Genomic DNA, 20,139 nt, shown 5'->3' with positions numbered 1-20,139 from the left:
GACCGCACTGAGCGACAGCCCCCTCGTGGGGTGACGTGGCCGTTCGACTGGAGTTGCACGTGGCCGGGCGCATCGAAGACTACGCACTCATCGGAGACATGCAGACAGCCGCGCTGGTCTGCCGTGACGGCACGGTGGACTGGCTCTGCCTGCCCCGCTTCGACTCGCACGCGATCTTCGCAGGGCTGCTGGGCACCGAGGAACACGGCTTCTGGCGCCTCGGCCCCGCCCACGCCGCCGACACGGAACCGCCCCGGGCGGTCCGGCGCGGCTACCGCGGCGACTCGCTCATCCTGGAGTCGGAGTGGGACACCCCGCGCGGCACGGTCCGGGTGACCGACTTCATGCCCCCGCGTGACGGCGCCCCCCAGCTCATCCGCATCGTCGAGGGCGTCTCGGGCCGCGTCCCCATGCGCTCCACCCTGCGCATGCGCTTCTCCTACGGCCGGGTCGTCCCCTGGGTGCACAAGCACGAGGGCCGCACGGTGGCCGTCGCAGGACCGGACTCCGTGTGGTTCGACGCGGAGGCGGAGACCTACGGCAAGTCGCTGACCACGTACGCGGACTTCACCGTCACCCCCGGTGAGCGGATCGCGTTCAGCATCTCCTGGCAGCCCTCGCACAAGGAGCCGCCGGCGCTGCCCGAGCCGGAGCAGTCGCTGGAGGCGACGGAGGAGTTCTGGCGCGAGTGGGTCGAGCACTGTACGTACCACGGCCCCTACCGCGAGGCCGTGATCCGCTCGCTGATCACGCTCAAGGCCCTGACCTACGCGCCCACCGGCGGCATCGTCGCCGCGCCCACGACCTCCCTGCCCGAGGACATCGGCGGCGTCCGCAACTGGGACTACCGCTACACCTGGCTGCGCGACGCGGCCATCACCCTGTCCTCGCTGCTGCGCACCGGCTACCGCGAGGAGGCCCGCGCCTGGCGCGAGTGGCTGCTGCGCGCGGTCGCCGGCGACCCGGAGAACCTCCAGATCATGTACGGCATCGCCGGCGAGCGGGAGCTCGGCGAGGCGGAGCTGGACTGGCTGCCCGGCTTCGAGAACTCCGCGCCGGTCCGGGTCGGCAACGGCGCCGCCCACCAGCTCCAGCTGGACGTCTACGGCGAGGTCACCGAGGCGCTGCACCTCGGCCACATGACCGGCCTCGCCCGCAACGACTACGCCTCGCTGCTCCAGCTGAAGCTGATCCGCTACCTGGAGAAGCACTGGGACGAGCCGGACGAGGGCATCTGGGAGGTGCGCGGCCCGCGCCGCCACTTCGTGCACTCCAAGGTCATGGCCTGGGTCGCGGTGGACCGCACGATCAAGCTGATCGAGTCCGGCGACGCGGACGGCCCGCTGGAGCGGTGGCGCGAGCTGCGCGACGACATCCACCGGGACGTGTGCGAGAAGGGGTACGACAAGGAGCGCAACACCTTCACGCAGTCGTACGGCTCGAAGGAGCTGGACGCCTCGCTGCTGCTGATCCCGCAGATGGGCTTCCTGCCGCCCGACGACAAGCGCGTCATCGGCACCATCGAGGCGATCCAGCGGGAGCTGTCCACCCCGGACGGCTTCATCCTGCGCTACCCGACCTCGGGCGGCGAGGAGGGCGTCGACGGCCTCCCCGGCGACGAGGGCGCGTTCCTCGCCTGCTCGTTCTGGATGGCGGACGACCTCGCGATGATCGGCCGCGTCGACGAGGCCCGCAAGCTCTTCGAGAAGCTGCTGGCCCTGCGCAACGACCTCGGCCTCCTTGCCGAGGAGTGGGATCCCCGCCTCCAGCGCCAGGTCGGCAACTTCCCCCAGGCCTTCAGCCACGTCCCCCTGATCGACACGGCCCTGCGCCTGACGGCGTCGGGGGCCTACGGAGGCTGAACGTGCGGGATCCCGGATCCCGTGTCCTCATCGGTCGAGGCCTTCGATGATGCGGAAGTCGCGCTCGACGCCGTCAGCGAGTACGGCCAGCGCCTCCTGGTAGGCCGCACTCGCTCGTGCGGCGACCGCCTGTTCGAAGCTGTCGAACTCGATCAGGATGGTGCGCTCGGCGATTCCGGCGTCGTGTGCGACGACCCGGCTGCCGCGGGAGAGCAGCCGCCCGCCCGCGGCCCTGACGGCTGGACCGGCCAGCTTGTCGTAGGCGGCAAGCCTCTCGGGGTCTGCGATGGTGCGGTAGACGCTGACCCAGTAGCCCTTGGCCATGGTGCCTCCCGTGTTCGGAATCGATGATCAGAAGCATGCTCGGATCCACAGCCGGCGCGCCATGGGTCAGCGCATGACCGTGCGCACGATCGCTGCCCGGCCGCCGACCCGGATCCGGTGTCCCGTGCGGTCGCGGTGGACGGTCGCCGTGATGGTGGACGGGCTGCCGAGGTGGTCACCCATGTCGACGGCGAGGCGGTGTGTGCCGAACCCGGCAGCACGCGCTGCCAGGCAGGCCGTGCTGTTGGCGTTGGCGATGTCTTCGGGGACGCCGATCGACGGGGCGAACATCCGGGCCGCTGCCCGGCCGTGTCGGTCCGGGGGCGAGTAGGCGTAGCAGCCCAGCAGACCGTAGCGGTCGCAGGCCGCGCGCAACATGATCGAGTCCGGCGTGAGTTCGGCCAGTGCGGCGCGGGATCGGATGGGCAGCAGAAGCCTCGGCCGCCCGTTCGACGCCACGCAGGCGTCGCCGGCGACCGCGTCCTGCGTCAGTCCGAGGCCGCCTGCGACTGCCCTCAGTTCGGGCCCACCGGCACTACGCAGGCTGACCGGGCCCGGGTCGAAGGACGCCGTCAGGCCGTCGCCGTTTCGGCTTGCCCGACCGTCGAAGCTGCGGCGGGCCGTACGCAGGACGGCGCGGTAGTCGTGGTCGCCTCCTTCCCGTTCGGCGAGCACGGCGAGGGCGGCGACGGTGCCGTGGCCGCAGGCGGGCAGTTCGTCCCGGGCGGTGAAGAACCGCAGTGTGTACGCGGGCCGGCGACGTTCGATCCCGGTCGCGCGGAGGAAGACGGCGTGCGATGTCCCCAACCCCGCGGGAATGCGGCGTCGCTCCTCGTCGGTGAACGGCGCGTCATCCAGAACGGCGGTCGGGCTGCCCCCCGCGCCGTCTCGCTGACACGCGTCGACGACCGCTACCTCGGGCATGGCGCCGGCCCGGTGGTCAGCAGCATGGTCAGGTCGAGTGCGGGCGCGCTGTGCGTCAACGCCCCGACCGAGACGAGGTCGACGCCCGTCCCGGCGACGGCGGGAACCGTGTCCAGGGTGACGGTGCCCGAGGCCTCCAGCAGGATCCGGGAAGCGTCGGCCCGCCCGGCCCGGACCGTCACGACCTGCTCGATGTCGGCCACCGGCATGTTGTCGAGCATGATCCAGCGGGCTCCGGCGTCGAGGGCCTCGACGGCCTGGGTGACGGTCTGCACCTCGACGTCGCTCTCCACGGTCCACCCGGTGCGCGCCATCCCGCGCTTGACCGCCTCGATCGCGGCGGTCACCCCGCCGGCCGCGGCGATGTGGTTCTCCTTGAGCAGGACCATCGCCGCGAGGTCCGGGCGGTGGTTGTGGCCGCCGCCGGCGGTGACCGCGTACTTGTCCAGGGCGCGCAGGCCAGGCGCCGTCTTGCGCGTGTCCAGGATGCGCGCCCTGGTCCCTGCCACGGCTTGGACGTAGCGGTCGGTCAGCGTGGCGATGCCGCACATGCGCTGCAGGAAGTTGAGCGCCGTACGCTCCCCGGTGATCAGGCTGCGCGCCGAACCGGACAGGCGCACCAGGACCTGGCCGTCGGCCAGTCGGGCGCCGTCGGCGACGGCCGGCTCGACCTTGACGTCGGGGTCGACCTGCGCGAAGACCTCGGCGACCACGGGGAGGCCGGCGGCGATGCCGCTTCGCCGGGTGCGGATCTCCGCCGTGGCCGCCAGGTCCTCGGGAAAGCTCCACTCGGTGGTGATGTCCTTCCCTGACGCGTCCTCGGCCAGGGCGGCGGCGACGGCGGCCCGTGCCGCCGCCCAGGGGAACTCGGTCGTGGTCATCTGGTCTCCGGCTCTGGGTGGACGTCGGCTCGGTGGCGGCAACCGCTGACGAGGCGGGCATCTTGCGCATGTGCCGGTCCTCCCGGCCGGTCCCGCCCCCGTTTCGATTTCCGAAGCGGTCACCGATGCTAGCGTGTCGGAATTCGAAGCATCAACCCTGGAGAGCTGGACATCCCGAGATGGCAACACCCAGACCTGGCAGTCCTGTTCGCGGCTCGACCACCGGCCGCCCCCTCATGGCCGCACTCGATCTGTTCGGGCGGCGGTGGAGTCTGCGCATCGTGTGGGAGCTCCGCGCCGGTCCGCTCGGCTTCCGCCCCTTGCAGAAGCGGTGCGACGACATGTCCTCCAGCGTGATGCGGCAGCGCCTGACCGAACTGCTGGATGCCCAGGTGATCCACCAACTGCCGGACAGCCGCTACGAGCTCACCCCGCTGGGACAGGAGGCACGCCACGCCCTGAACCCCCTCGCCCGCTGGGCGGAACACTGGGCGGCCGCGATCGACCCGCAAGGGACGGACCACACCGGCGGCCGGACCGCCGGCCACGTCTCACATCCGGACACCGTGGACGACGGGACGCCGGAGGGGGACTCCGCGGACTGACCACCCCGCGTGAGCCGTCCGGTCGCCAGGGGTAGCGTCCGCTGCATGGACAGCCCCACGGACCACCGTTTCGACAGCCAGGGCGCCGGCATCACCGTGCGGCGCGCGCTGGAGCTGCCCGGTCTGCGCAGCGGGCTGCCGGAGGTCCTGGCCGGCGCCGAGCGGCTCGGGCGTACCGTGCGCTGGGTGCACGCGGGCGAGGTCCCGCACATCGCCTCCCTGCTCAAGGGCGGCGAGCTGCTGCTGACCACGGGCTACGGCCTCGGCACCCGTCCGGCCGAGCAGCGGGCGTTCGTGCGCACCCTGGCCGAGCGGGGCATCGCCGCCCTGGTGATCGAGCTGGGCCCGCGCTTCACCCGCCTGCCCTCGGCCCTGGTGGAGACGGCGCGGACGACCGGCCTGCCGCTGGTCCAGCTGCACCGCGAGGTGGCCTTCGTGACCGTCACGGAGGAGGTCCACACCGAGATCGTCAACGGCCACTACGCCCTGCTCCAGCAGGCGGAGGAGGTGCACCGCCGGTGCACGCAGGCGCTGCTGGGCGGGGGCGGCATCCCGCAGGTGCTGGGCATCCTGGCCGACTTCAGCGGCAACCCCGTCTTCCTGGAGACGACGGACGGCCGGCTGCTGTACGCCGCCGGAGCCGGACCGGAGGGCGCCGATCCGCTCCAGGTCTGGGAGGGCTTGCGCGGCCCGCACAAGGACGTGCCGCCGCCCGCCGGTTCGGTGCTGGTGGACGTCCCCGGGGGCGGTCCTGGCCCGGGGGCGGGTTCGGCGCGGGCCCGGCTCGCGCTGTTGCCCGTGCGCGCCCCGCTCGCTCCGGTGCACCGGATCGCCGCGGAGCGGGCGGCGGGGATCCTGGCCGTCGTGCTGATGCAGGCGCGGCAGGAGGAGGAGCTCGCGGCGCGGGGCCGGGGAGACTTCCTCACCGATCTCGCCGAGGGGCGGGTCGCGGCGGAGGACGCGCCGGCGCAGGCGCGCGTCCTGGGTTTCAGGCCCGGGGCCGGCCCGCTGCTGCCGGTGGTGATGCGGCTGGGCGACGCGCTCTCGCCGGGCGGCGGCTGGGCGGTGCTGGCGCGGGCGGTCGCGGAGGAGCTGGCGTCGGTGGGCGTGCCGGCGCTGCTGGGCGTGCGCCCGGTGGAGGGCCGGGTGCCTCTGCTGCTGGGGCTGCGGTCGGAGTCGGAGCGGCCGGCGGTGGCGGACCGGGTGGCGGCGGCGCTGCGGGCCGGGGTGGAGCGGGCCGGCATCCTGCGGCCGGGGGCCCAGCCGCCGGTGGTGGTCGTCGGGGTGGCGGGCGGCTGGGCGGCGGCGTCGGCGGGGCTGCGGCACTCGGCGGAGACGGCGACGGCGGCGCAGGGCCTGCCGGACCGTCCCTGGTACGACGCCCGCCGTCTGGACATCGACCTGCTGCTGTGGCGGCTGCGCGACCATCGCGACCTGGCGGCCTTCGTGGACCGCGCGATCGGCCCGGTCCGCGACCACGACCGCCGTTCCAAGCCGCCCCTGCTGCCCACCCTGGAGACGTATCTCGCCCATGCGGGGCGCAAGGCGGAGACGGCCCGCGAACTGCATCTGAACCGCCAGACGCTCTACAACCGGCTGGCCCGCATCGGCGAACTGCTGGGCAGCGACCTGGACGACCCGCAGACCGTTCTGGCTCTGAGCCTGGCCCTCAGGGCCCGCCGCCATGTGCCGTGAGCGTCCTCCTGCACACTCCGCGGGCGAGGCGGGCGGCCCGGCGACACACGGTCAGATCATCGGCTGAGGTTGAGTCAACTCGTCGTAGACACTGAGGACTTGGGCGACGGTCTCGTCCTCCGTGGGCCAGGTCGCGGCCTGGAGCGCGCCCAGGCGGCGTAGCCGTTCGCAGTGGCCGGGGTCGGCGAGGAGGTGTACGACGGCGGCGGCGAGAGCGTCCGCGTCGCCGTGCGGGACGAGTTCGGCCGCGTCGCCGACGAGCGCGCGCACACCGCCGGTGGAGACGGCGACGAGCGGCACGCGCGCGTGCAGGGCCTCCTGGGCCAGGGCCGAGCGTGACTCCCCGTCGCCGGGCAGCAGCGCGAGGTCGGCGGCGGCGAGCAGTTCGCCCACGTCGTCCCGGCGCCCGATGAGCCGCACGGGCAACTCCTCGGCTTCGATGCGCCCTTGGAGCTCCGCCCGCAACGGCCCCTCCCCCGCGACGACGACCAGCGGCAGCGGATCGAGCCGGCGCCACGCGCGCGCGGCGTCCAGCAGGACGTCATGGCCGCGGTGACGGTCGAGAGAACCGACGGCCACCAGCAACGGGCGTCCGATCGCGCCGAGTTCGGCCCGCACCTTGGGCCCCGGCAGCTCCGGGTCGGCCCGCTCCCGCCGGGACACGGCGAGCGCCACGGCGGCGAGCCGCGCGTCCCGCGCGCCCGTGCGGCGGGCCCGGTCCACGAGATCGGAGGTCGTGCCGAGCACCACGGCGGCGGCTTTCGCCACCCGCCGCTCCAACAGCCGCAGCAGATGGGCGCGGGCGCCCTCGGCATGGGCCCGGCTGTGCCAGGTGACGACGAGCGGGGTGCGCCGCCCGCTGAGCGCGAGGACGGCCCGGAACGAGGCGTGCAGCCCGTGCGCGTGGACGAGGTCGGCGTCCGCGCAGGCCGCCCTCAGCGCCGCCACCGCGCCCGGGTCGCTGCTGCGCGGCACGTGCACGTGTGCGGCGCCGGCGTCCGTGAAGCCGTAGGCCTGGTCGGCCTCAGCGGGGGCGCACACCGTCACCCGCACGCCCCGTGCGACGAGCCCCGCGGCCAGCGAGCGCACGTGGGCGCTGCTGCCCGCGTTGCCGCCGCCCAGCACCTGCACGGTGCGCAGCGGCGACTGGCCGTGCGGTGGGTGGCTGCTCACGTGGCCGGAGCTCCTGGGTCGGCGTCGGACGGTCACGAAGATACGTACGGAAGAGCCGGGCGAAGGGGTGGACCGCTCGAACTCCTCTCGTCCTGTGCCAAGGATGCCAGCACGTACGGGTGTTCCGTGCCGCCGAGCTGCCGCGTTCCCGGCAACACCGCCCCTCTTGTCACCCACACGAGTGAAGGAAGGCGGGGTTCCGTTCGATGTCGCCCACCGAAGGGCGAAGGGCGGGACAGCGGCCCGTAGACCTCCGTCCCGCCCCTCACCAACCGTGTGTCCTGCGCGTCCGGCCGCTCGCGCCGCCGGCCCGCGCGCGAACGCGCCCCCATACGCGCCTCTTCCGCGCCCTTCGCGCGTCCGCGCGTCCCCCGCACGCGCCGCCGGTCGTCCCCTACACGTCCGCCCGCGCCGTCGCGAGCAGCTCCTCCGCGTGCGCCCGGGCCGTCTCGGAGTCCTCCTGGCCCGCGAGCATCCGCGACAGCTCCCGGATGCGCTCCTCGCCCTCCAGGACCTTCACGCCGGAGCGGGTCACCGACCCGTCGTTCGTCTTCTCCACCAGCAGCTGCCGGTCGGCGAAAGCCGCGACCTGCGGCAGATGCGTGACCACCACGACCTGCGCGGTCCTCGCGAGCCGCGCCAACCGCCGCCCGATCTCCACGGCCGCCTTGCCGCCCACGCCCGCGTCGACCTCGTCGAAGAGATACGTCGGCACCGGATCCGTGCCCGCGAACACGACCTCCACCGCCAGCATCACCCGCGAGAGCTCACCGCCGGACGCGCCCTTGGCGATCGGCCGCGGCGGCGCGCCCGGATGCGGGGCGAGCAGCAGCTCGACCTCGTCGACGCCGGACGGCCCGTAGGCGACGGCACGCCCGCCGACCTCCACGCCCTCCGCGTCCTCCGACTGCCTGATCTCGAACGACACCCGCGCGTGCGGCATCGCCAGCGAGGCCAGCTCGGCGGTCACAGCGGCGGCGAACCGGTCCGCGGCCTCCGTCCGCGCGTCCGTCAACGCCTGCGCCAGCCCGCCCAACTCGACCCGCAGCGCGTCCCGCTCCGCGGTCAGCTCGTCGATCCGCTCGTCGTCGCCGTCCAGATCGGTGAGCCGTACGACGCCCCGCTCGGCCCAGGTCAGCACCGCGTCGACGCCCTCGCCGGGATGGCCGTACTTGCGGGTCAGCGCCGTGAGAGCGGCCCGCCGCTCCTCGACCGCCGCGAGCCGCAGCGGGTCGGCGTCGAGATCGTCGGCGTACCCGGCCAGCTCGCCGGCCACGTCGCCGAGCAGGATGCCCAGCTCACCGATCCGGTCCGCGAGCGCGGCCAGCGCCGGATCGTGCGCCCGCACCGCCTCCAGGGCCCGCGCCGCGCCCGCGACGAGCGTGGCGGCGTCGATGCCCTCCGGGTCCTCGGGATTCCCGGCCAGCGCGGCGTGCGCGGCCGTCGCCGCCGAGGACAGCGCCTCCGCGTGCCCGAGCCGCTCCGCCTCCTCCGCCAGCTCCGCGTCCTCCCCGGCACGCGGCTCCACGGCGCCGATCTCCTCCAGCCCGAAGCGCAGCATGTCGGCCTCCTGGGCCCGCTCACGCGCGCGCGTGGTGATCTCGTCCAGCTCGACGGCCACGGCCCGCAGCCGCTTGTACGCCTCGGTGTACTTGGCGAGCGGCACGGCCACCGCGTCCCCGGCGTACCGGTCGAGGGCCTGCCGCTGCCGGGACAGCTTCAGCAGCCCCTGCTGGTCGGTCTGCCCGTGCACGGCCACCAGCTCGTCCGCGAGGTCGGCGAGCAGGCCCACCGGCACGCTCCGCCCGCCGACGTGCGCCCGTGAGCGCCCCTCGGCGGAGACGGTACGGCTGATCAGCAGCGCGCCGTCGTCGAGCTCGGCCCCGGCCTCCTCGGCCCGTACGACCACCGAGGCGTCCGCGGGCACGGCGATCCGCCCCTCCACGACCGCCTTCTCGGCGCCGATCCGCACGAGCGCGGCGTCGGCGCGCCCGCCCAGGAGCAGGCCGAGGCTGGTGACCACCATGGTCTTGCCCGCGCCCGTCTCACCGGTGACGGCGGTGAAGCCGGGCGACAGCTCGACGACCGCGTCGTCGATGACCCCGAGTGACCGTATCCGCATCTCCTCCAACACGGAGAAGACCTTACGAGGTCGGAGCCGGGGAGTGCGAGGCACCCTGTCACCCGGGTGAGTGGAGTTCAGCGCACGGCCCGCGAACCGCTCAGTGCCGTGCCCCCCGCCACCCGGCCACCGGCAGCGCGAACTTCGCCACCAGGCGGTCGGTGAACGACGCGTGGTGCAGACGGGCCAGCCGCACCGGCACCGACCCGCGCCGCACCTCCACCCGGGCCCCCGGCGGCAGCTCGAAGGTACGCCGTCCGTCGCACCACAGCACGCCCGGCGGGATGTGCGGCAGCAGCTCGACCGCGAGCACCGAGTTCGGCGAGGTCACCAGCGGCTTCGCGAACAGCGCGTGGGCGCTGATCGGCACCATCAGCAGCGCCTCGACCTCGGGCCACACCACCGGCCCGCCCGCCGAGAACGCGTAGGCCGTGGAGCCGGTCGGCGTCGACAGGACGATGCCGTCGCATCCGAAGCCGGTGACCGGCCGCCCGTCGATCTCCAGCACGACCTCGAGCAGCTTCTCCGCGCCGGCCTTCTGCACCGCCGCCTCGTTCAGCGCCCAGTCGGTGTGCACGATGTCCCCGTTGCGGTGCACGACGACGTCGACGGTCATCCGCTCCTCGACCTCGTACGCCTTCGACACCACCCGGTCGACGACCTTGTCGAGGTCGTCGCGCTCGGCCTCGGCCAGGAAGCCGACGCTGCCCAGGTTCACGCCGAGCATCGGCACCCCGGACGCCCGCGCGAACTCCGCGCCGCGCAGCAGCGTGCCGTCGCCGCCGAGGACGATGAGCAGCTCGCAGCCCTCCAGGCACTGCGGGGTGGCCTCGGAGACCAGCTCCACCTCGCTCGGCAGGGGCAGGTCGGCGGCCTCGTACTCGAGGACGCGCACCACGATGCCGGACCGCAGCAGCCCCTTGACCACCAGTTCCGCACTGCGGATCGCCGCGGGCCGGCCCGTGTGGGCGAGCAGGAAAACAGTACGCGCTCGGTTCTGTGTCAACGCGGCCCCTCCGCCACTGCACGCTCGACATCGGCCGGGTCCAGGGCGGGCGCCCCGGCCCGGAGCCACAGGAAGTACTCGACGTTGCCCGACGGCCCGGGCAGCGGACTGGCGGTGACCCCCTCCGCCCCGAGTCCGAGGTCCCACGCCTTCGCGGCCACGCCCCGCACCGCCTCCGCCCGCAGCTGCGGGCTGCGCACGACACCCCCGCTGCCCAGTCGTTCCTTACCCACCTCGAACTGCGGCTTGACCATCATCACCAGGTCGGCGTCCGGCTTGGTGCACCGCGCCAGGGCCGGCAGCACCAGCCCGAGCGGAATGAAGGACAAGTCCCCCACGACAAGATCCACAGGCTCCCCATCGATCGCTTCGAGCGTCAACTCGCGTACGTTCGTACGGTCCTTGACGGTGACGCGTTCATCACTCTGCAGGGACCAGGCGAGTTGTCCGTATCCGACGTCGACGGCGACGACGTGTGCGGCGCCCGACCGCAGCAGCACATCGGTGAAACCGCCGGTGGACGCGCCGGCGTCCAGCGCCCGCCGCCCCTCGACGACGAGCCCCCGGGGCATGAACGCCTCAAGCGCGCCGGCCAGTTTGTGCCCGCCGCGTGACACGTAGTCGGGATCGTCGGCGTCGGTCGCGACGACGATCGCGGCCGCCGTCTCGACCTGTGTGGCCGGCTTGGTCGCGACGGTCTTGCCGACCGTGACCCGCCCCGCGGCGATCAGCTGGCCGGCGTGCTCCCGCGACCGCGCGAGCCCCCGGCGCACCAACTCCGAGTCCAGACGACGGCGTGCGACTCCTGCCACGTTCGGTTCAGCTCCTGTGTTGTCCGTACGGTGGATCAAAGCGGGGCGTCGAGCGCGGTGAGCGCGTCGCGCAGTCCCCGGTGGACATCCTCGTACACCTCGACGTGGCCGTCGGTGGCGAGGTGGTCGGCGTCGGCCAGCCGGTCCAGACAGGCGTCCACCACGTCGTGGCCGGTGGGCGTGCGGGGCACGAGCAACGGGCCGGGCGCGCCGGGGCCGGCCTCGCCGCCGCGCTGGTCGCCCTCCGGTGGGCCGTGCGGGACCTCGTCGTCCGGCGCTGAGTCGTTCATGCCTCGACGCTACCGCGAACCGCTGAGGTACCGTCGGGCGCTATGGCCACGATCGAGGAGTGCCGTACGGCACTGGAGAAGCTGTCGGACAAGATGCGGGACGCCGACGGCGACGTCCGGCAGGCCGCGGCCATGGACCGCTCGGTCAGCTGCCATGTCACCGACCTGGACGTCACCTTCACGGGGCGCATGGCCGACGGCCGCATACAGGTCGACGACACCCTTCAGGGGCCGCCGCCGCAGAAGGCGCAGATCCGGCTGGCCATGACGGGCGACGACCTGGTGGCGCTGGTCGACGGCGAGCTGAACTTCGCGAAGGCGTGGGGCGCGGGCCGGGTGCGGCTGGAGGCGGGTCTGCGCGACCTGTTCCACCTCAGGAAGCTCCTGTAGCGGCCCGGCGTGTGGGCGCCCCCGCGAGCCGCCGGCTCAGGAGGTCTCGGCGGCCGCGACCTTCGTCACACCGCCCGCCCGCGCCTTCCGCGCCGCCGGCACCACCAGCGGGGTGCCCGTCTCCGGGTCGTCGATGACCTGGCAGCGCAGCCCGAAGACCTCCTCCACCAGCTCCGCGGTGACGACGTCGCCCGGCGCGCCCTGCGCGACGACCGTGCCGCCCTTGAGCGCGATCAGGTGCGTGGCGTACCGCGCGGCGTGGTTGAGGTCGTGCAGGACGGCGACCAGGGTGCGGCCCTGCTCCTCGTGCAGCTCGGCGCACAGGTCGAGGACGTCGATCTGGTGCTGGATGTCGAGGAAGGTGGTCGGCTCGTCGAGGAGCAGCAGCGGGGTCTGCTGGGCGAGGGCCATCGCGATCCACACGCGCTGACGCTGGCCGCCCGACAGCTCGTCGACGTACCGGTCGGCGAGTTCGCCGACGCCCGTGCGCGCCATGGACTCCCGTACGACCCGCTCGTCCTGCGCCGACCACTGGCGCAGGACGCCCTGGTGCGGGTAGCGGCCCCGGCCCACCAGGTCGGCGACGGTGATGCCGTCCGGCGCGATCGAGGACTGCGGCAGCAGACCCAGCGTCCGCGCGACCTTCTTCGCCGGCATCGACTGGATGACCTGCCCGTCCAGCAGCACCCGGCCCTCGTTCGGCTTCAGCATCCGCGACAGCGCCCGCAGCAGCGTCGACTTGCCGCACGCGTTGGGGCCGACGATCACGGTGAAGGAGTTGTCGGGGATCTCCACCGACAGGTCTTCGGCGATGACCCGCTGGTCGTAGGCGAGGGTGACGTTCTCGGCGGACAGGCGGTTCACGGTGCTCCTAGCGTTGTTCGTCCCGCTGCCGGCGGGAGTGCGGGAACTCATATCCGGCCCGACCGCCGCTCGGCGACCAGCAGCCACAGCAGGTAGACGCCGCCGAGGACGCCGGTGACCACGCCCACGGGAAGCTGTCCGTCGCCGAACAGCCGCTGGGCGGCCCAGTCGGCGGTGACCAGCAGGGCGGCGCCCATGCACAGGGAGGGCACCAGGTTCGGTCCCGGCGAGCGGGACAGCCGGCGGGCGAGCTGCGGCGCGGTGAGCGCGACGAAGGCGACGGGGCCGGCGGCGGCGGTGGCGGACGCGGTGAGCAGGACGGCGGCCACCATCAGCAGCAGCCGTACGCGCTCCACCCGGACCCCGAGGGCGTTGGAGACGTCGTCGCCCATCTCCATCATCCGCAGGCCCCGCGCGTTGGCGAGGACGAGCGGGACGAGCACGCAGAACAGCGCGAGCAGCGGCCACACCTGCTTCCAGTCGCGGCCGTCGAGCGAGCCGGTCATCCACACCACCGCGCGGGCCGCGTCCACGAGGTCGGCCTTGGTGAGCAGATAGCCGTTGACGGCGGTGGCGATCGCCGACACGCCGATGCCGACCAGCACCAGCCGGTAACCGTGCACACCCCGCTTCCAGGCGAGCAGATAGATGGCCGCGCCGGTCACGAGACCGCCGGCCAGCGCCCCCGCGGCGACCTGGCCGGCGGAGCCCGACAGCAGCACGATCACCACGAGCGCGCCGGCCGTCGCACCCTGCCCGAGGCCGAGCACGTCCGGGCTGCCCAGCGGATTGCGGGACACCGCCTGGAACACCGCGCCGCCGAGCCCCAGCGAGGCCCCGACCAGCAACCCGACCAGGACGCGAGGCAGCCGCAGCTCGTTGACGATGAACTCCTGCCCCTCGGTGCCGTTCCCGGCCAGCGTCTTCAGCACGTCCCCGGCGGAGATCGGGAAGTCGCCGGTGCCGATCAGCACCACGCTCGCGGTGAGCGCGGCGAGCAGCAGCAGCACGACGACGACCAGGGCACGGACGTCCACGCGCAGGGAGATCCCTCCGGGCCCGCGCAGCGCGCGGACAGCGCGGGAGGTCCGGGCGCCCTGCCCCGCCTGACCGGGCCGGGCCGTGTCTCGTTCTCGCGGTGCGGTGTGGGATGCGCTCTTCACAGCTGGGCCGTCCTCCGCCGTCGTACGAGAAAGATGAAGACCGGGCCGCCGATGATCGCGGTGATGATGCCGACCTGGACCTCCGACGGACGGGCGACGACCCGCCCGATCACATCGGAGCCGAGCAGCAGCACCGGCGACAGGATCGCCGCGTACGGCATGATCCAGCGCAGATCGGGGCCGGTGAAGGAGCGGACGACGTGCGGGACCATCAACCCGACGAACACGATCGGCCCGCACGCGGCGGTCGCCGCGCCGCACAGCACGGTGGCGGCGAGCATCGACAGCGCCCGGGTCCGGCCGAGGTGCGCGCCGAGCGCCCTGGCGGTGTCGTCGCCCATGGCCACCGCGTTCAGCGGACGGGCCAAGGCGAGCGAGAGCAGCGTGCCGACCGCGATGAAGGGAAGCACCTGCCGGATCGTGTCGTCTGTCGCCGAGGACAGCGAACCGACCGTCCAGAAACGCATCTTGGCGAGCGCCGCCTCATCCATGATCATCACGGCCTGGACGTAGCCGAACAGGGCGGCGCTGATCGCGGTGCCGGCGAGCGCCAGCCGCACCGGCGTGGCGCTGCGGCTGCCGCCGAGGAACCACACCAGCGCCCCGACCGCCGCCGCGCCGAGGAACGCGAACCACACATAGCCGCTCAGGCTGGTGACGCCGAAGTAGGTGAGAGCGGTGACCACGGCGGCCGACGCGCCCGCGTTGATGCCGAGCAGACCGGGGTCGGCCAGCGGATTGCGGGTGAGCGCCTGGAGCACGGTGCCGGCCAGCCCGAGCGCCGCCCCGGCCAGCAGGCCCAGCGCGGTCCGCGACAGCCGCTCGTCGACGACGACGTCGGCGTACGTCCCCGTGCCCTCGAACACGCCGTGCCAGACCTGCCCCATCGACAGCTCCTTGGCGCCGACGGCGATGCTCGCCACCGCCACCAGCAGCAGGACCGCGACGGAGACGACCAGTCCGACGGCACGTATCGCCCGGCGGGTTGGGGGCGCGGGGGCGGTCTCCGCGCGCTGTTCGGGAACACTGTCGACCAACACGCAGTTAGGTTAGCCTACCCTCCCAATCCGATCCGATCCCCGGTCACGAGCCGTACGCCGACCGCCTGGTCACCGGCCGGACGCCTGACTGCCCGGCCACCGGTCGGCCCCGGACGGGCCGCCTGGAGCGCGGACCGCCTCACAGACCCAGCCGTGCCAGCGCCTTCCCCGCATCGAGCCCGCACGAACCCTCACCCGCCGACGTCCACGCCGCCGCGCACAACGCCCGCAGCCCGTCCAGGACTTCGCCGTCCCCGTCCAGCCGCAGCCTCCCCCGCTCCCGGCCTCCCTCGTCCTCGCCGACGGCCCCGTCCGCCGTCGCCGTCCAGCCGCCGCACCGGAAACCGTCCCCGTCCGCCGTGACCTCCGGCTGGCCGGTGAGCATCCCCCGCAGATCGGCGTCCACATACGTCGGCCGGTGCTGCGGCGGCGCGGCCAGAAGCTGCGCCCCGTCGGTCACCCCGGTGAGGACCAGCAGCGAGTCGACCCCGCCGTTGAACGCGCCCTCGATGTCGGTGTCCAGCCGGTCGCCGACCACCAACGGCCGTTCCGCGCCCGTCCGCAGAATCGTCTCCCGGTGCATCGGGGGCAACGGCTTCCCCGCGACCTGCGGCTCGGCACCGGTCGCGATCCGCACCACCTCCACCGCGGCCCCGTTGCCCGGAGCGATCCCCCGCCCGCTGGGAATCGTCAGATCGGTGTTGGACGCGAACCACGGCACCCCGCGCGCGACCGCGTACGACGCCTCGGCGAACCGCCCCCACGGCAGATCCGGGCCGCCGAACCCCTGCACCACCGCCGCCGGATCGTCGTCGGCGGACTCCACCGGCACCAGCCCGCGCTCCCGCAGAGCGACCCGCAGCCCCTCCCCGCCGATCACCAGCACCCGCGCGCCCTCGGGCACCTGCTCGCTGATCAGCCGGGCCACCGCCTGCGCCGACGTGATGACCTCACCGGCCTCCGTAGGAATCCCCAGCTCCGTCAGATGCCCCGCCACCGCGTCGGGCGTCCGCAGCGCGTTGTTGGTGACGTACGCGAGCCGCATCCCGCCCTCACGAGCCCGCTCCAGCGACTCGACGGCGTGCGCGATCGCGCTCCCGCCCGCGTACACCACCCCGTCCAGATCGAGCAGCGCCGTGTCGTACGCCTCGCTCAGGGCCCGCCCACTGGCCTCGGGCCTCGTCCTGACGCTCGGGCTCATTCCGCATCGCTCCTCGTTCGCTCGCTGTTCCCTCGATCATCGCGCACGCCACTGACACACGTACGATGCCGGGATGAACACTGCAGGTCACTCGGAAGCAACGGCGCCCCGAGGCCTGGAACTCACCCCGTTCCGAGGCCTGCGCTACGACCCCGACCGGGTCGGCAGCCTCGCCGCCGTCACGTCCCCGCCGTACGACGTCGTCGTCCGCCCCGACGGCCTGCACCAGCTCCAGGACGCGGATCCGCACAACATCGTCCGGCTGATCCTCCCTCAGGCCACCACACCGGCCGTCCGCAACGAACAGGCCGCGACGACCCTCCGCGGCTGGCTCGCCGACGGCGTCCTGGCCCCCGACCCCGAACCCGCCCTGTACGTCTACGAACAGCGGCACGCCGACGGCATGCTCCAGCGCGGCCTCATCGGAGCCCTGCGCGTCTCCGAACCGTCCGCCGGCGTCGTCCTCCCCCACGAGGACGTCATGCCCCACGTCGTCGCCGACCGCGCCGCCCTCATGCGCGCCACGTACGCCAACCTCGAACCGCTCCTGCTCACCTACCACGGCAACGGCGCGACGGCGGACGTCGTGGACCGCACCGCCGAGCGCCCCCCGCTCCTGCACACCACCACCGAGGACGGCTACAGCCACCGCCTGTGGTCCATCACCGACCCGGACGAACTGGCCCGCGTCCAGGCCGACCTCGCCCCCCGTCAGGCCCTGATCGCCGACGGCCACCACCGCTGGGCCACCTACCGTCGTCTACGCGCGGAGCACCCCTCCCCCAGCCCCTGGGACCACGGCCTCGTCCTCCTCGTCGACACGCTCCGCTACCCGCTGCGGGTCCGCGCCATCCACCGGCTGCTGCACGGTCTGCCCGTCTCCGACGCGCTGGCCGCCGTCGACGGCCTGTTCCGCGTCCGCCGCCTGGACGTCCCGCTGCCGGAGGCGCTCACCGCCCTGGCGGACGCGGCCGCCGCGGGCAACGCCTTCCTCCTGGCCGGCGACGGGGACTTCCACCTCCTCGACCGCCCGGACCCGGAAGTCCTCGCCCGAACCGTCCCCGCCGACCGACCGCCGGCCTGGCGCTCACTGGACGCGACGGTCCTGCACGCGACGCTCCTCCACCACGTCTGGCACGTCCCCGAGGACGACCCGGCCCGCATCGCCTACATCCACGACACGGCCGCCACCGTGGAGAAGGCGGAGCGCGACGGCGGCACGGCCGTCCTGCTGCACCCGGTCCGCGAGGAGGTCGTGCGCGACCTCGCCCGCCAGGGCGTCACCATGCCCCGCAAGTCCACGTCGTTCGGCCCGAAGCCGGCCTCCGGCCTGGTCCTGCGCGCGCTGGACCTCTGACGCCGAGGCTCTCCCGACCCCGGTACGCGAAAGGGGCGGGACCCCGGTCGTGACGACCGGGGTCCCGCCCCTTCACCTCACATGCGCCTCAGCTCTGGGCGTCGTCGTCGCTCTCGGCCGGCTCGCCCTTGACCGCGTCCTCGTCGAGCGCGTCGACGAACTCGACGCCGTCCAGCTCTGCCAGCCGGTCGGACGCGTCCGTGCTGCCGTCCCGGTCGGCCTCGACGGCCTTGGCGAACCACTCCCGCGCCTCGCCCTCACGTCCGGCGGCGAGCAGCGCGTCGGCGTACGCGTACCGCAGTCGCGCGGTCCACGGCTGCACGGAGTGGGAGGCCAGCTCCGGGCTCTGCAGCGTCACGATCGCCGCGTCCAGCTGCCCCATGTCGCGCCGCGCGCCGGCCGCGACGAGCCGCATCTCGACCTGCGCGGCCTTGTCGAGCTTGTGCACCTCGGGGGCCCCGGCCATGTCCAGCGCCTTCTCCGGCCGCCCGAGCCCGCGCTCGCAGTCGGCCATGACCGGCCACAGCTCCACGCTGCCCGTCATCCGCCGGGCCGCCCTGAACTCGGCGAGCGCCTCGCTGAACTTCTGGTTGGCGTACGCCGCGAACCCGGCCGCCTCGCGGACCGCAGCGACGCGCGACGCGAGCCGCAGCGCCACCTTGCTGTACCCGTAAGCGCCCTCGGGGTCCTCGTCGATGAGCCGCGCGACCATCACCAGGTTCTTGGCGACGTCCTCGGCGAGCGTCTTGGGCAGGCTCTGGAGCTCCTGCCGCACGTCCTTGTCGATCTCGTCGCCGGTGACGTCTTCCGGGATGGGCAGCCGCTTGATCGGCTCCCGGTCGCGGTCACGGTCCCGCTCGTCACGGAACCGGCCACCGCCACGGCGGTCGTCCCGCCGGTCGTCGCGTCGGTCGTCACGCCCACGGAAGCCGCCCGGTCGCCCGCCGCGGTCGTCACGACGGGGGCCACCACGGCCACCGCGGTCGTCCCTGCGGTCGTCACGCCGGTCGTCGCGTCCGCGGAACCCACCGCGGTCGCCACCGGGACGGCTGTCGTCGCGACGGAAGCCACCGCGGTCGCCACCGGGACGGCTGTCGTCGCGACGGAAGCCACCGCGGTCGCCACCGGGACGGGAGTCGTCACGACGGAAGCCACCGCGGTCACCGGAGCGGCTGTCGTCACGACGGAACCCGCCGCGGTCACCGGAGCGGCTGTCGTCACGGCGGAATCCGCCGCGGTCGCCACCGGGACGGGAGTCGTCACGACGGAAGCCACCGCGGTCACCGCCACGGTCGTCCCTGCGGTCGTCTCGACGGTCATCGCGCCGATCGTCACGGCGGAAGCCGCCACGGTCGCCGCGGTCGTCACGGCGGAAGCCGCGGTCGCGGTCGTCGCGACGGCCGTAACCACCGCGATCGTCGCGGCGGTCGTCCCGACGCTCGTCGCGCCGGTCGCCGGTGCGGCTGTCGTCACGGCGGAAGCCACCGCGGTCACCGCCACGGTCGTCGCGCCGTGCGAAGCCGCTGCGCTGGTCATCGCGCCGGAAGGCCGGCCGGTCGCCACGGTCGCTCCGCTCGTCACGGCGGAAGCCGCGGTCGCGGTCGTCGCGCTGGAACGACGGACGGGAACCACGGTCGTCGCGCTGGAACGACGGACGGGAACCACGGTCGTCGCGCTGGAACGACGGGCGGGAACCGCGGTCGCCGTCACGACGGTCGTCGCGGCGGTCATCGCGCCGGCCGTAGCCGCCACGGTCACGATCGCCGTACCCGCCACGGGGGCTGTCGCCCCGCCGGTCGTCGCGGCGGTCGTCACGCCGGTCGTCACGACGACCGAATCCGCCGCGGTTGTCGTCCCGGCGGCCGTAGCCTCCGCGATCGTTGCCACCACGGTCGCCGCCGGGGCGGTCGCCGCCGCCGCGCCGATCGTTGTCGCGGCGGTCGAAGTCGCGGCGGAAGCCACCTCGTTCACCGCGATCGCCACGGACACCACCGTCCCGTCGCCGCTGGTCGCGCTCCGGTCGGTCGTCGGGAGAGTTGGTGGACATGGTGACTCCTGTCTTCGGTACTGCACAAGCATATAAAAAAGGACCCCTGGTCCCAGCGTGAACGCTGGGACCAGGGGTCCTTCCAAAGATTGTTCGGCGGCGTCCTACTCTCCCACAGGGTCCCCCCTGCAGTACCATCGGCGCTGTGAGGCTTAGCTTCCGGGTTCGAAATGTAACCGGGCGTTTCCCTCACGCTATAACCACCGAAACCCTAATGGTTTCGAGCGAACAAGCACACTCTTCAATTATGTTCAGCTCAAAGCCGGCAACAGTCGTTGCCTCAGAACTAACACAGTGGACGCGAGCAACTGAGGACAAGCCCTCGGCCTATTAGTACCGGTCACCTCCACACGTTACCGTGCTTCCAGATCCGGCCTATCAAC

18 protein-coding genes, 2 rRNA genes and 1 pseudogene are annotated in these 20,139 nt (G+C 73.4%); 5 read left to right on the top strand and 16 right to left on the bottom strand.

Annotation, left to right across the window (positions count from 1 at the left end; translation table 11 throughout):
• The first annotated feature begins 59 nt into the window (after positions 1-59).
• The gene (locus tag EV567_RS25300; RefSeq protein ID WP_130444305.1) at positions 60-1,862 is read left to right on the top strand and encodes a glycoside hydrolase family 15 protein; all 1,803 of its coding nucleotides are present in this window, start codon (positions 60-62) and stop codon (positions 1,860-1,862) included.
• Positions 1,863-1,889: 27 nt separating this feature from the next.
• Here EV567_RS25300 and EV567_RS25295 read toward each other — a convergent pair whose 3' ends face one another.
• The 3 genes from EV567_RS25295 to nadC all read right to left on the bottom strand — a co-directional run bounded on the left by EV567_RS25295 (position 1,890) and on the right by nadC (position 3,991).
• Positions 1,890-2,186 carry a DUF1330 domain-containing protein gene (locus EV567_RS25295; RefSeq protein WP_130443985.1) on the bottom strand — a complete coding sequence of 99 codons (297 nt, stop codon included), beginning with the start codon at positions 2,184-2,186 and terminating at the stop codon, positions 1,890-1,892.
• Between the two features lie 66 nt (positions 2,187-2,252).
• Complete coding sequence (locus EV567_RS25290) at positions 2,253-3,110, bottom strand: PhzF family phenazine biosynthesis protein (protein WP_130443983.1); 858 nt, start codon at positions 3,108-3,110, stop codon at positions 2,253-2,255.
• Positions 3,098-3,991 carry a carboxylating nicotinate-nucleotide diphosphorylase gene (gene nadC / locus EV567_RS25285; RefSeq protein WP_130443981.1) on the bottom strand — a complete coding sequence of 298 codons (894 nt, stop codon included), beginning with the start codon at positions 3,989-3,991 and terminating at the stop codon, positions 3,098-3,100. Before nadC ends, EV567_RS25290 begins: the two co-directional genes overlap by 13 nt.
• 236 nt (positions 3,992-4,227) lie before the next feature.
• On the opposite strand from nadC, the gene EV567_RS25280 reads away from it, so the two are divergent.
• Together EV567_RS25280 and EV567_RS25275 are read left to right on the top strand one after the other, a co-directional pair.
• Complete coding sequence (locus tag EV567_RS25280; RefSeq protein WP_130443979.1) at positions 4,228-4,596, top strand: helix-turn-helix domain-containing protein; 369 nt, start codon at positions 4,228-4,230, stop codon at positions 4,594-4,596.
• 45 nt (positions 4,597-4,641) lie between these two features.
• The gene (locus EV567_RS25275) at positions 4,642-6,291 is read left to right on the top strand and encodes a PucR family transcriptional regulator (protein WP_130443977.1); all 1,650 of its coding nucleotides are present in this window, start codon (positions 4,642-4,644) and stop codon (positions 6,289-6,291) included.
• Between the two features lie 51 nt (positions 6,292-6,342).
• On the opposite strand, the gene EV567_RS25270 is transcribed toward EV567_RS25275, so the two are convergent.
• The 5 genes from EV567_RS25270 to EV567_RS25250 form a co-directional block, all read right to left on the bottom strand.
• Positions 6,343-7,464, bottom strand: a complete 1,122-nt coding sequence (locus tag EV567_RS25270; RefSeq protein ID WP_242620999.1) for a glycosyltransferase family 4 protein — start codon at positions 7,462-7,464, stop codon at positions 6,343-6,345.
• A gap of 394 nt (positions 7,465-7,858) precedes the next feature.
• Complete coding sequence (gene recN / locus EV567_RS25265) at positions 7,859-9,586, bottom strand: DNA repair protein RecN (protein WP_130444303.1); 1,728 nt, start codon at positions 9,584-9,586, stop codon at positions 7,859-7,861.
• 100 nt (positions 9,587-9,686) lie between these two features.
• Positions 9,687-10,592, bottom strand: a complete 906-nt coding sequence (locus tag EV567_RS25260) for an NAD kinase (protein ID WP_130443973.1) — start codon at positions 10,590-10,592, stop codon at positions 9,687-9,689.
• Positions 10,589-11,404 (bottom strand): TlyA family RNA methyltransferase, encoded by an 816-nt coding sequence (locus EV567_RS25255; protein ID WP_130443971.1) that lies wholly within the window; start codon positions 11,402-11,404, stop codon positions 10,589-10,591. The genes EV567_RS25260 and EV567_RS25255 overlap by 4 nt, the downstream gene beginning before the upstream one ends.
• 35 nt (positions 11,405-11,439) lie before the next feature.
• A complete protein-coding gene (locus tag EV567_RS25250; RefSeq protein ID WP_130443969.1) occupies positions 11,440-11,694 on the bottom strand; it encodes a hypothetical protein in 255 nt (84 codons plus the stop codon).
• A 42-nt stretch (positions 11,695-11,736) separates the two neighbouring features.
• Between EV567_RS25250 and EV567_RS25245 the strand changes: the two genes are divergently transcribed.
• Positions 11,737-12,084 (top strand): SCP2 sterol-binding domain-containing protein, encoded by a 348-nt coding sequence (locus EV567_RS25245; RefSeq protein ID WP_130443967.1) that lies wholly within the window; start codon positions 11,737-11,739, stop codon positions 12,082-12,084.
• Between the two features lie 36 nt (positions 12,085-12,120).
• Here the strand turns inward: EV567_RS25245 and EV567_RS25240 are convergent, their stop codons facing one another.
• The 4 genes from EV567_RS25240 to EV567_RS25225 form a co-directional block, all read right to left on the bottom strand.
• Positions 12,121-12,999, bottom strand: a complete 879-nt coding sequence (locus EV567_RS25240; RefSeq protein ID WP_130443965.1) for an ABC transporter ATP-binding protein — start codon at positions 12,997-12,999, stop codon at positions 12,121-12,123.
• Entirely contained in the window at positions 12,996-14,015 is a 1,020-nt protein-coding gene (locus EV567_RS25235; protein WP_242621005.1) for an iron chelate uptake ABC transporter family permease subunit, read from the bottom strand. The genes EV567_RS25240 and EV567_RS25235 overlap by 4 nt, the downstream gene beginning before the upstream one ends.
• 92 nt (positions 14,016-14,107) lie before the next feature.
• Positions 14,108-15,151: an iron ABC transporter permease gene (locus EV567_RS25230; RefSeq protein ID WP_130443961.1), complete on the bottom strand. Its 1,044-nt coding sequence runs from the start codon at positions 15,149-15,151 to the stop codon at positions 14,108-14,110.
• 139 nt (positions 15,152-15,290) lie between these two features.
• Positions 15,291-16,352, bottom strand: coding sequence for an HAD-IIA family hydrolase (locus tag EV567_RS25225; protein ID WP_130443959.1), 1,062 nt, complete (start codon positions 16,350-16,352; stop codon positions 15,291-15,293).
• A 73-nt stretch (positions 16,353-16,425) separates the two neighbouring features.
• On the opposite strand from EV567_RS25225, the gene EV567_RS25220 reads away from it, so the two are divergent.
• Positions 16,426-17,709: a DUF1015 domain-containing protein gene (locus EV567_RS25220; RefSeq protein ID WP_130443957.1), complete on the top strand. Its 1,284-nt coding sequence runs from the start codon at positions 16,426-16,428 to the stop codon at positions 17,707-17,709.
• Between the two features lie 88 nt (positions 17,710-17,797).
• Here the strand turns inward: EV567_RS25220 and EV567_RS28005 are convergent, their stop codons facing one another.
• The 4 genes and pseudogenes from EV567_RS28005 to EV567_RS25205 all read right to left on the bottom strand — a co-directional run.
• Positions 17,798-18,529 (bottom strand): tetratricopeptide repeat protein, encoded by a 732-nt coding sequence (locus EV567_RS28005; RefSeq protein ID WP_207228855.1) that lies wholly within the window; start codon positions 18,527-18,529, stop codon positions 17,798-17,800.
• Positions 18,530-18,583: 54 nt separating this feature from the next.
• Positions 18,584-19,369 (bottom strand): annotated as a pseudogene (locus EV567_RS28640) (hypothetical protein); the annotation flags it as partial.
• Positions 19,370-19,847: 478 nt separating this feature from the next.
• Positions 19,848-19,964 (bottom strand): 5S ribosomal RNA (gene rrf, locus EV567_RS25210).
• A gap of 102 nt (positions 19,965-20,066) precedes the next feature.
• A 23S ribosomal RNA gene (locus tag EV567_RS25205) occupies positions 20,067-20,139 on the bottom strand; the annotation flags it as partial.

The organism is Streptomyces sp. BK239, assembly GCF_004217285.1.
Lineage (GTDB): Bacteria > Actinomycetota > Actinomycetes > Streptomycetales > Streptomycetaceae > Streptomyces.
The sequence above is the reverse complement of the archived record's forward strand: the minus strand, read 5'-3'. Positions and strand labels throughout refer to the sequence as shown.

Coding starts and splice junctions, on each gene's coding strand:
- EV567_RS25295 (WP_130443985.1), bottom strand. CDS start 2,186: ATGGCCAAGGGCTACTGGGTCAGCGTCTACCGCACCATCGCAGACCCC.
- EV567_RS25290 (WP_130443983.1), bottom strand. CDS start 3,110: ATGCCCGAGGTAGCGGTCGTCGACGCGTGTCAGCGAGACGGCGCGGGG.
- nadC (WP_130443981.1), bottom strand. CDS start 3,991: ATGACCACGACCGAGTTCCCCTGGGCGGCGGCACGGGCCGCCGTCGCC.
- EV567_RS25280 (WP_130443979.1), top strand. CDS start 4,228: ATGGCCGCACTCGATCTGTTCGGGCGGCGGTGGAGTCTGCGCATCGTG.
- EV567_RS25275 (WP_130443977.1), top strand. CDS start 4,642: ATGGACAGCCCCACGGACCACCGTTTCGACAGCCAGGGCGCCGGCATC.
- recN (WP_130444303.1), bottom strand. CDS start 9,586: ATGCGGATACGGTCACTCGGGGTCATCGACGACGCGGTCGTCGAGCTG.
- EV567_RS25250 (WP_130443969.1), bottom strand. CDS start 11,694: ATGAACGACTCAGCGCCGGACGACGAGGTCCCGCACGGCCCACCGGAG.
- EV567_RS25245 (WP_130443967.1), top strand. CDS start 11,737: ATGGCCACGATCGAGGAGTGCCGTACGGCACTGGAGAAGCTGTCGGAC.
- EV567_RS25240 (WP_130443965.1), bottom strand. CDS start 12,999: ATGAGTTCCCGCACTCCCGCCGGCAGCGGGACGAACAACGCTAGGAGC.
- EV567_RS25225 (WP_130443959.1), bottom strand. CDS start 16,352: ATGAGCCCGAGCGTCAGGACGAGGCCCGAGGCCAGTGGGCGGGCCCTG.
- EV567_RS25220 (WP_130443957.1), top strand. CDS start 16,426: ATGAACACTGCAGGTCACTCGGAAGCAACGGCGCCCCGAGGCCTGGAA.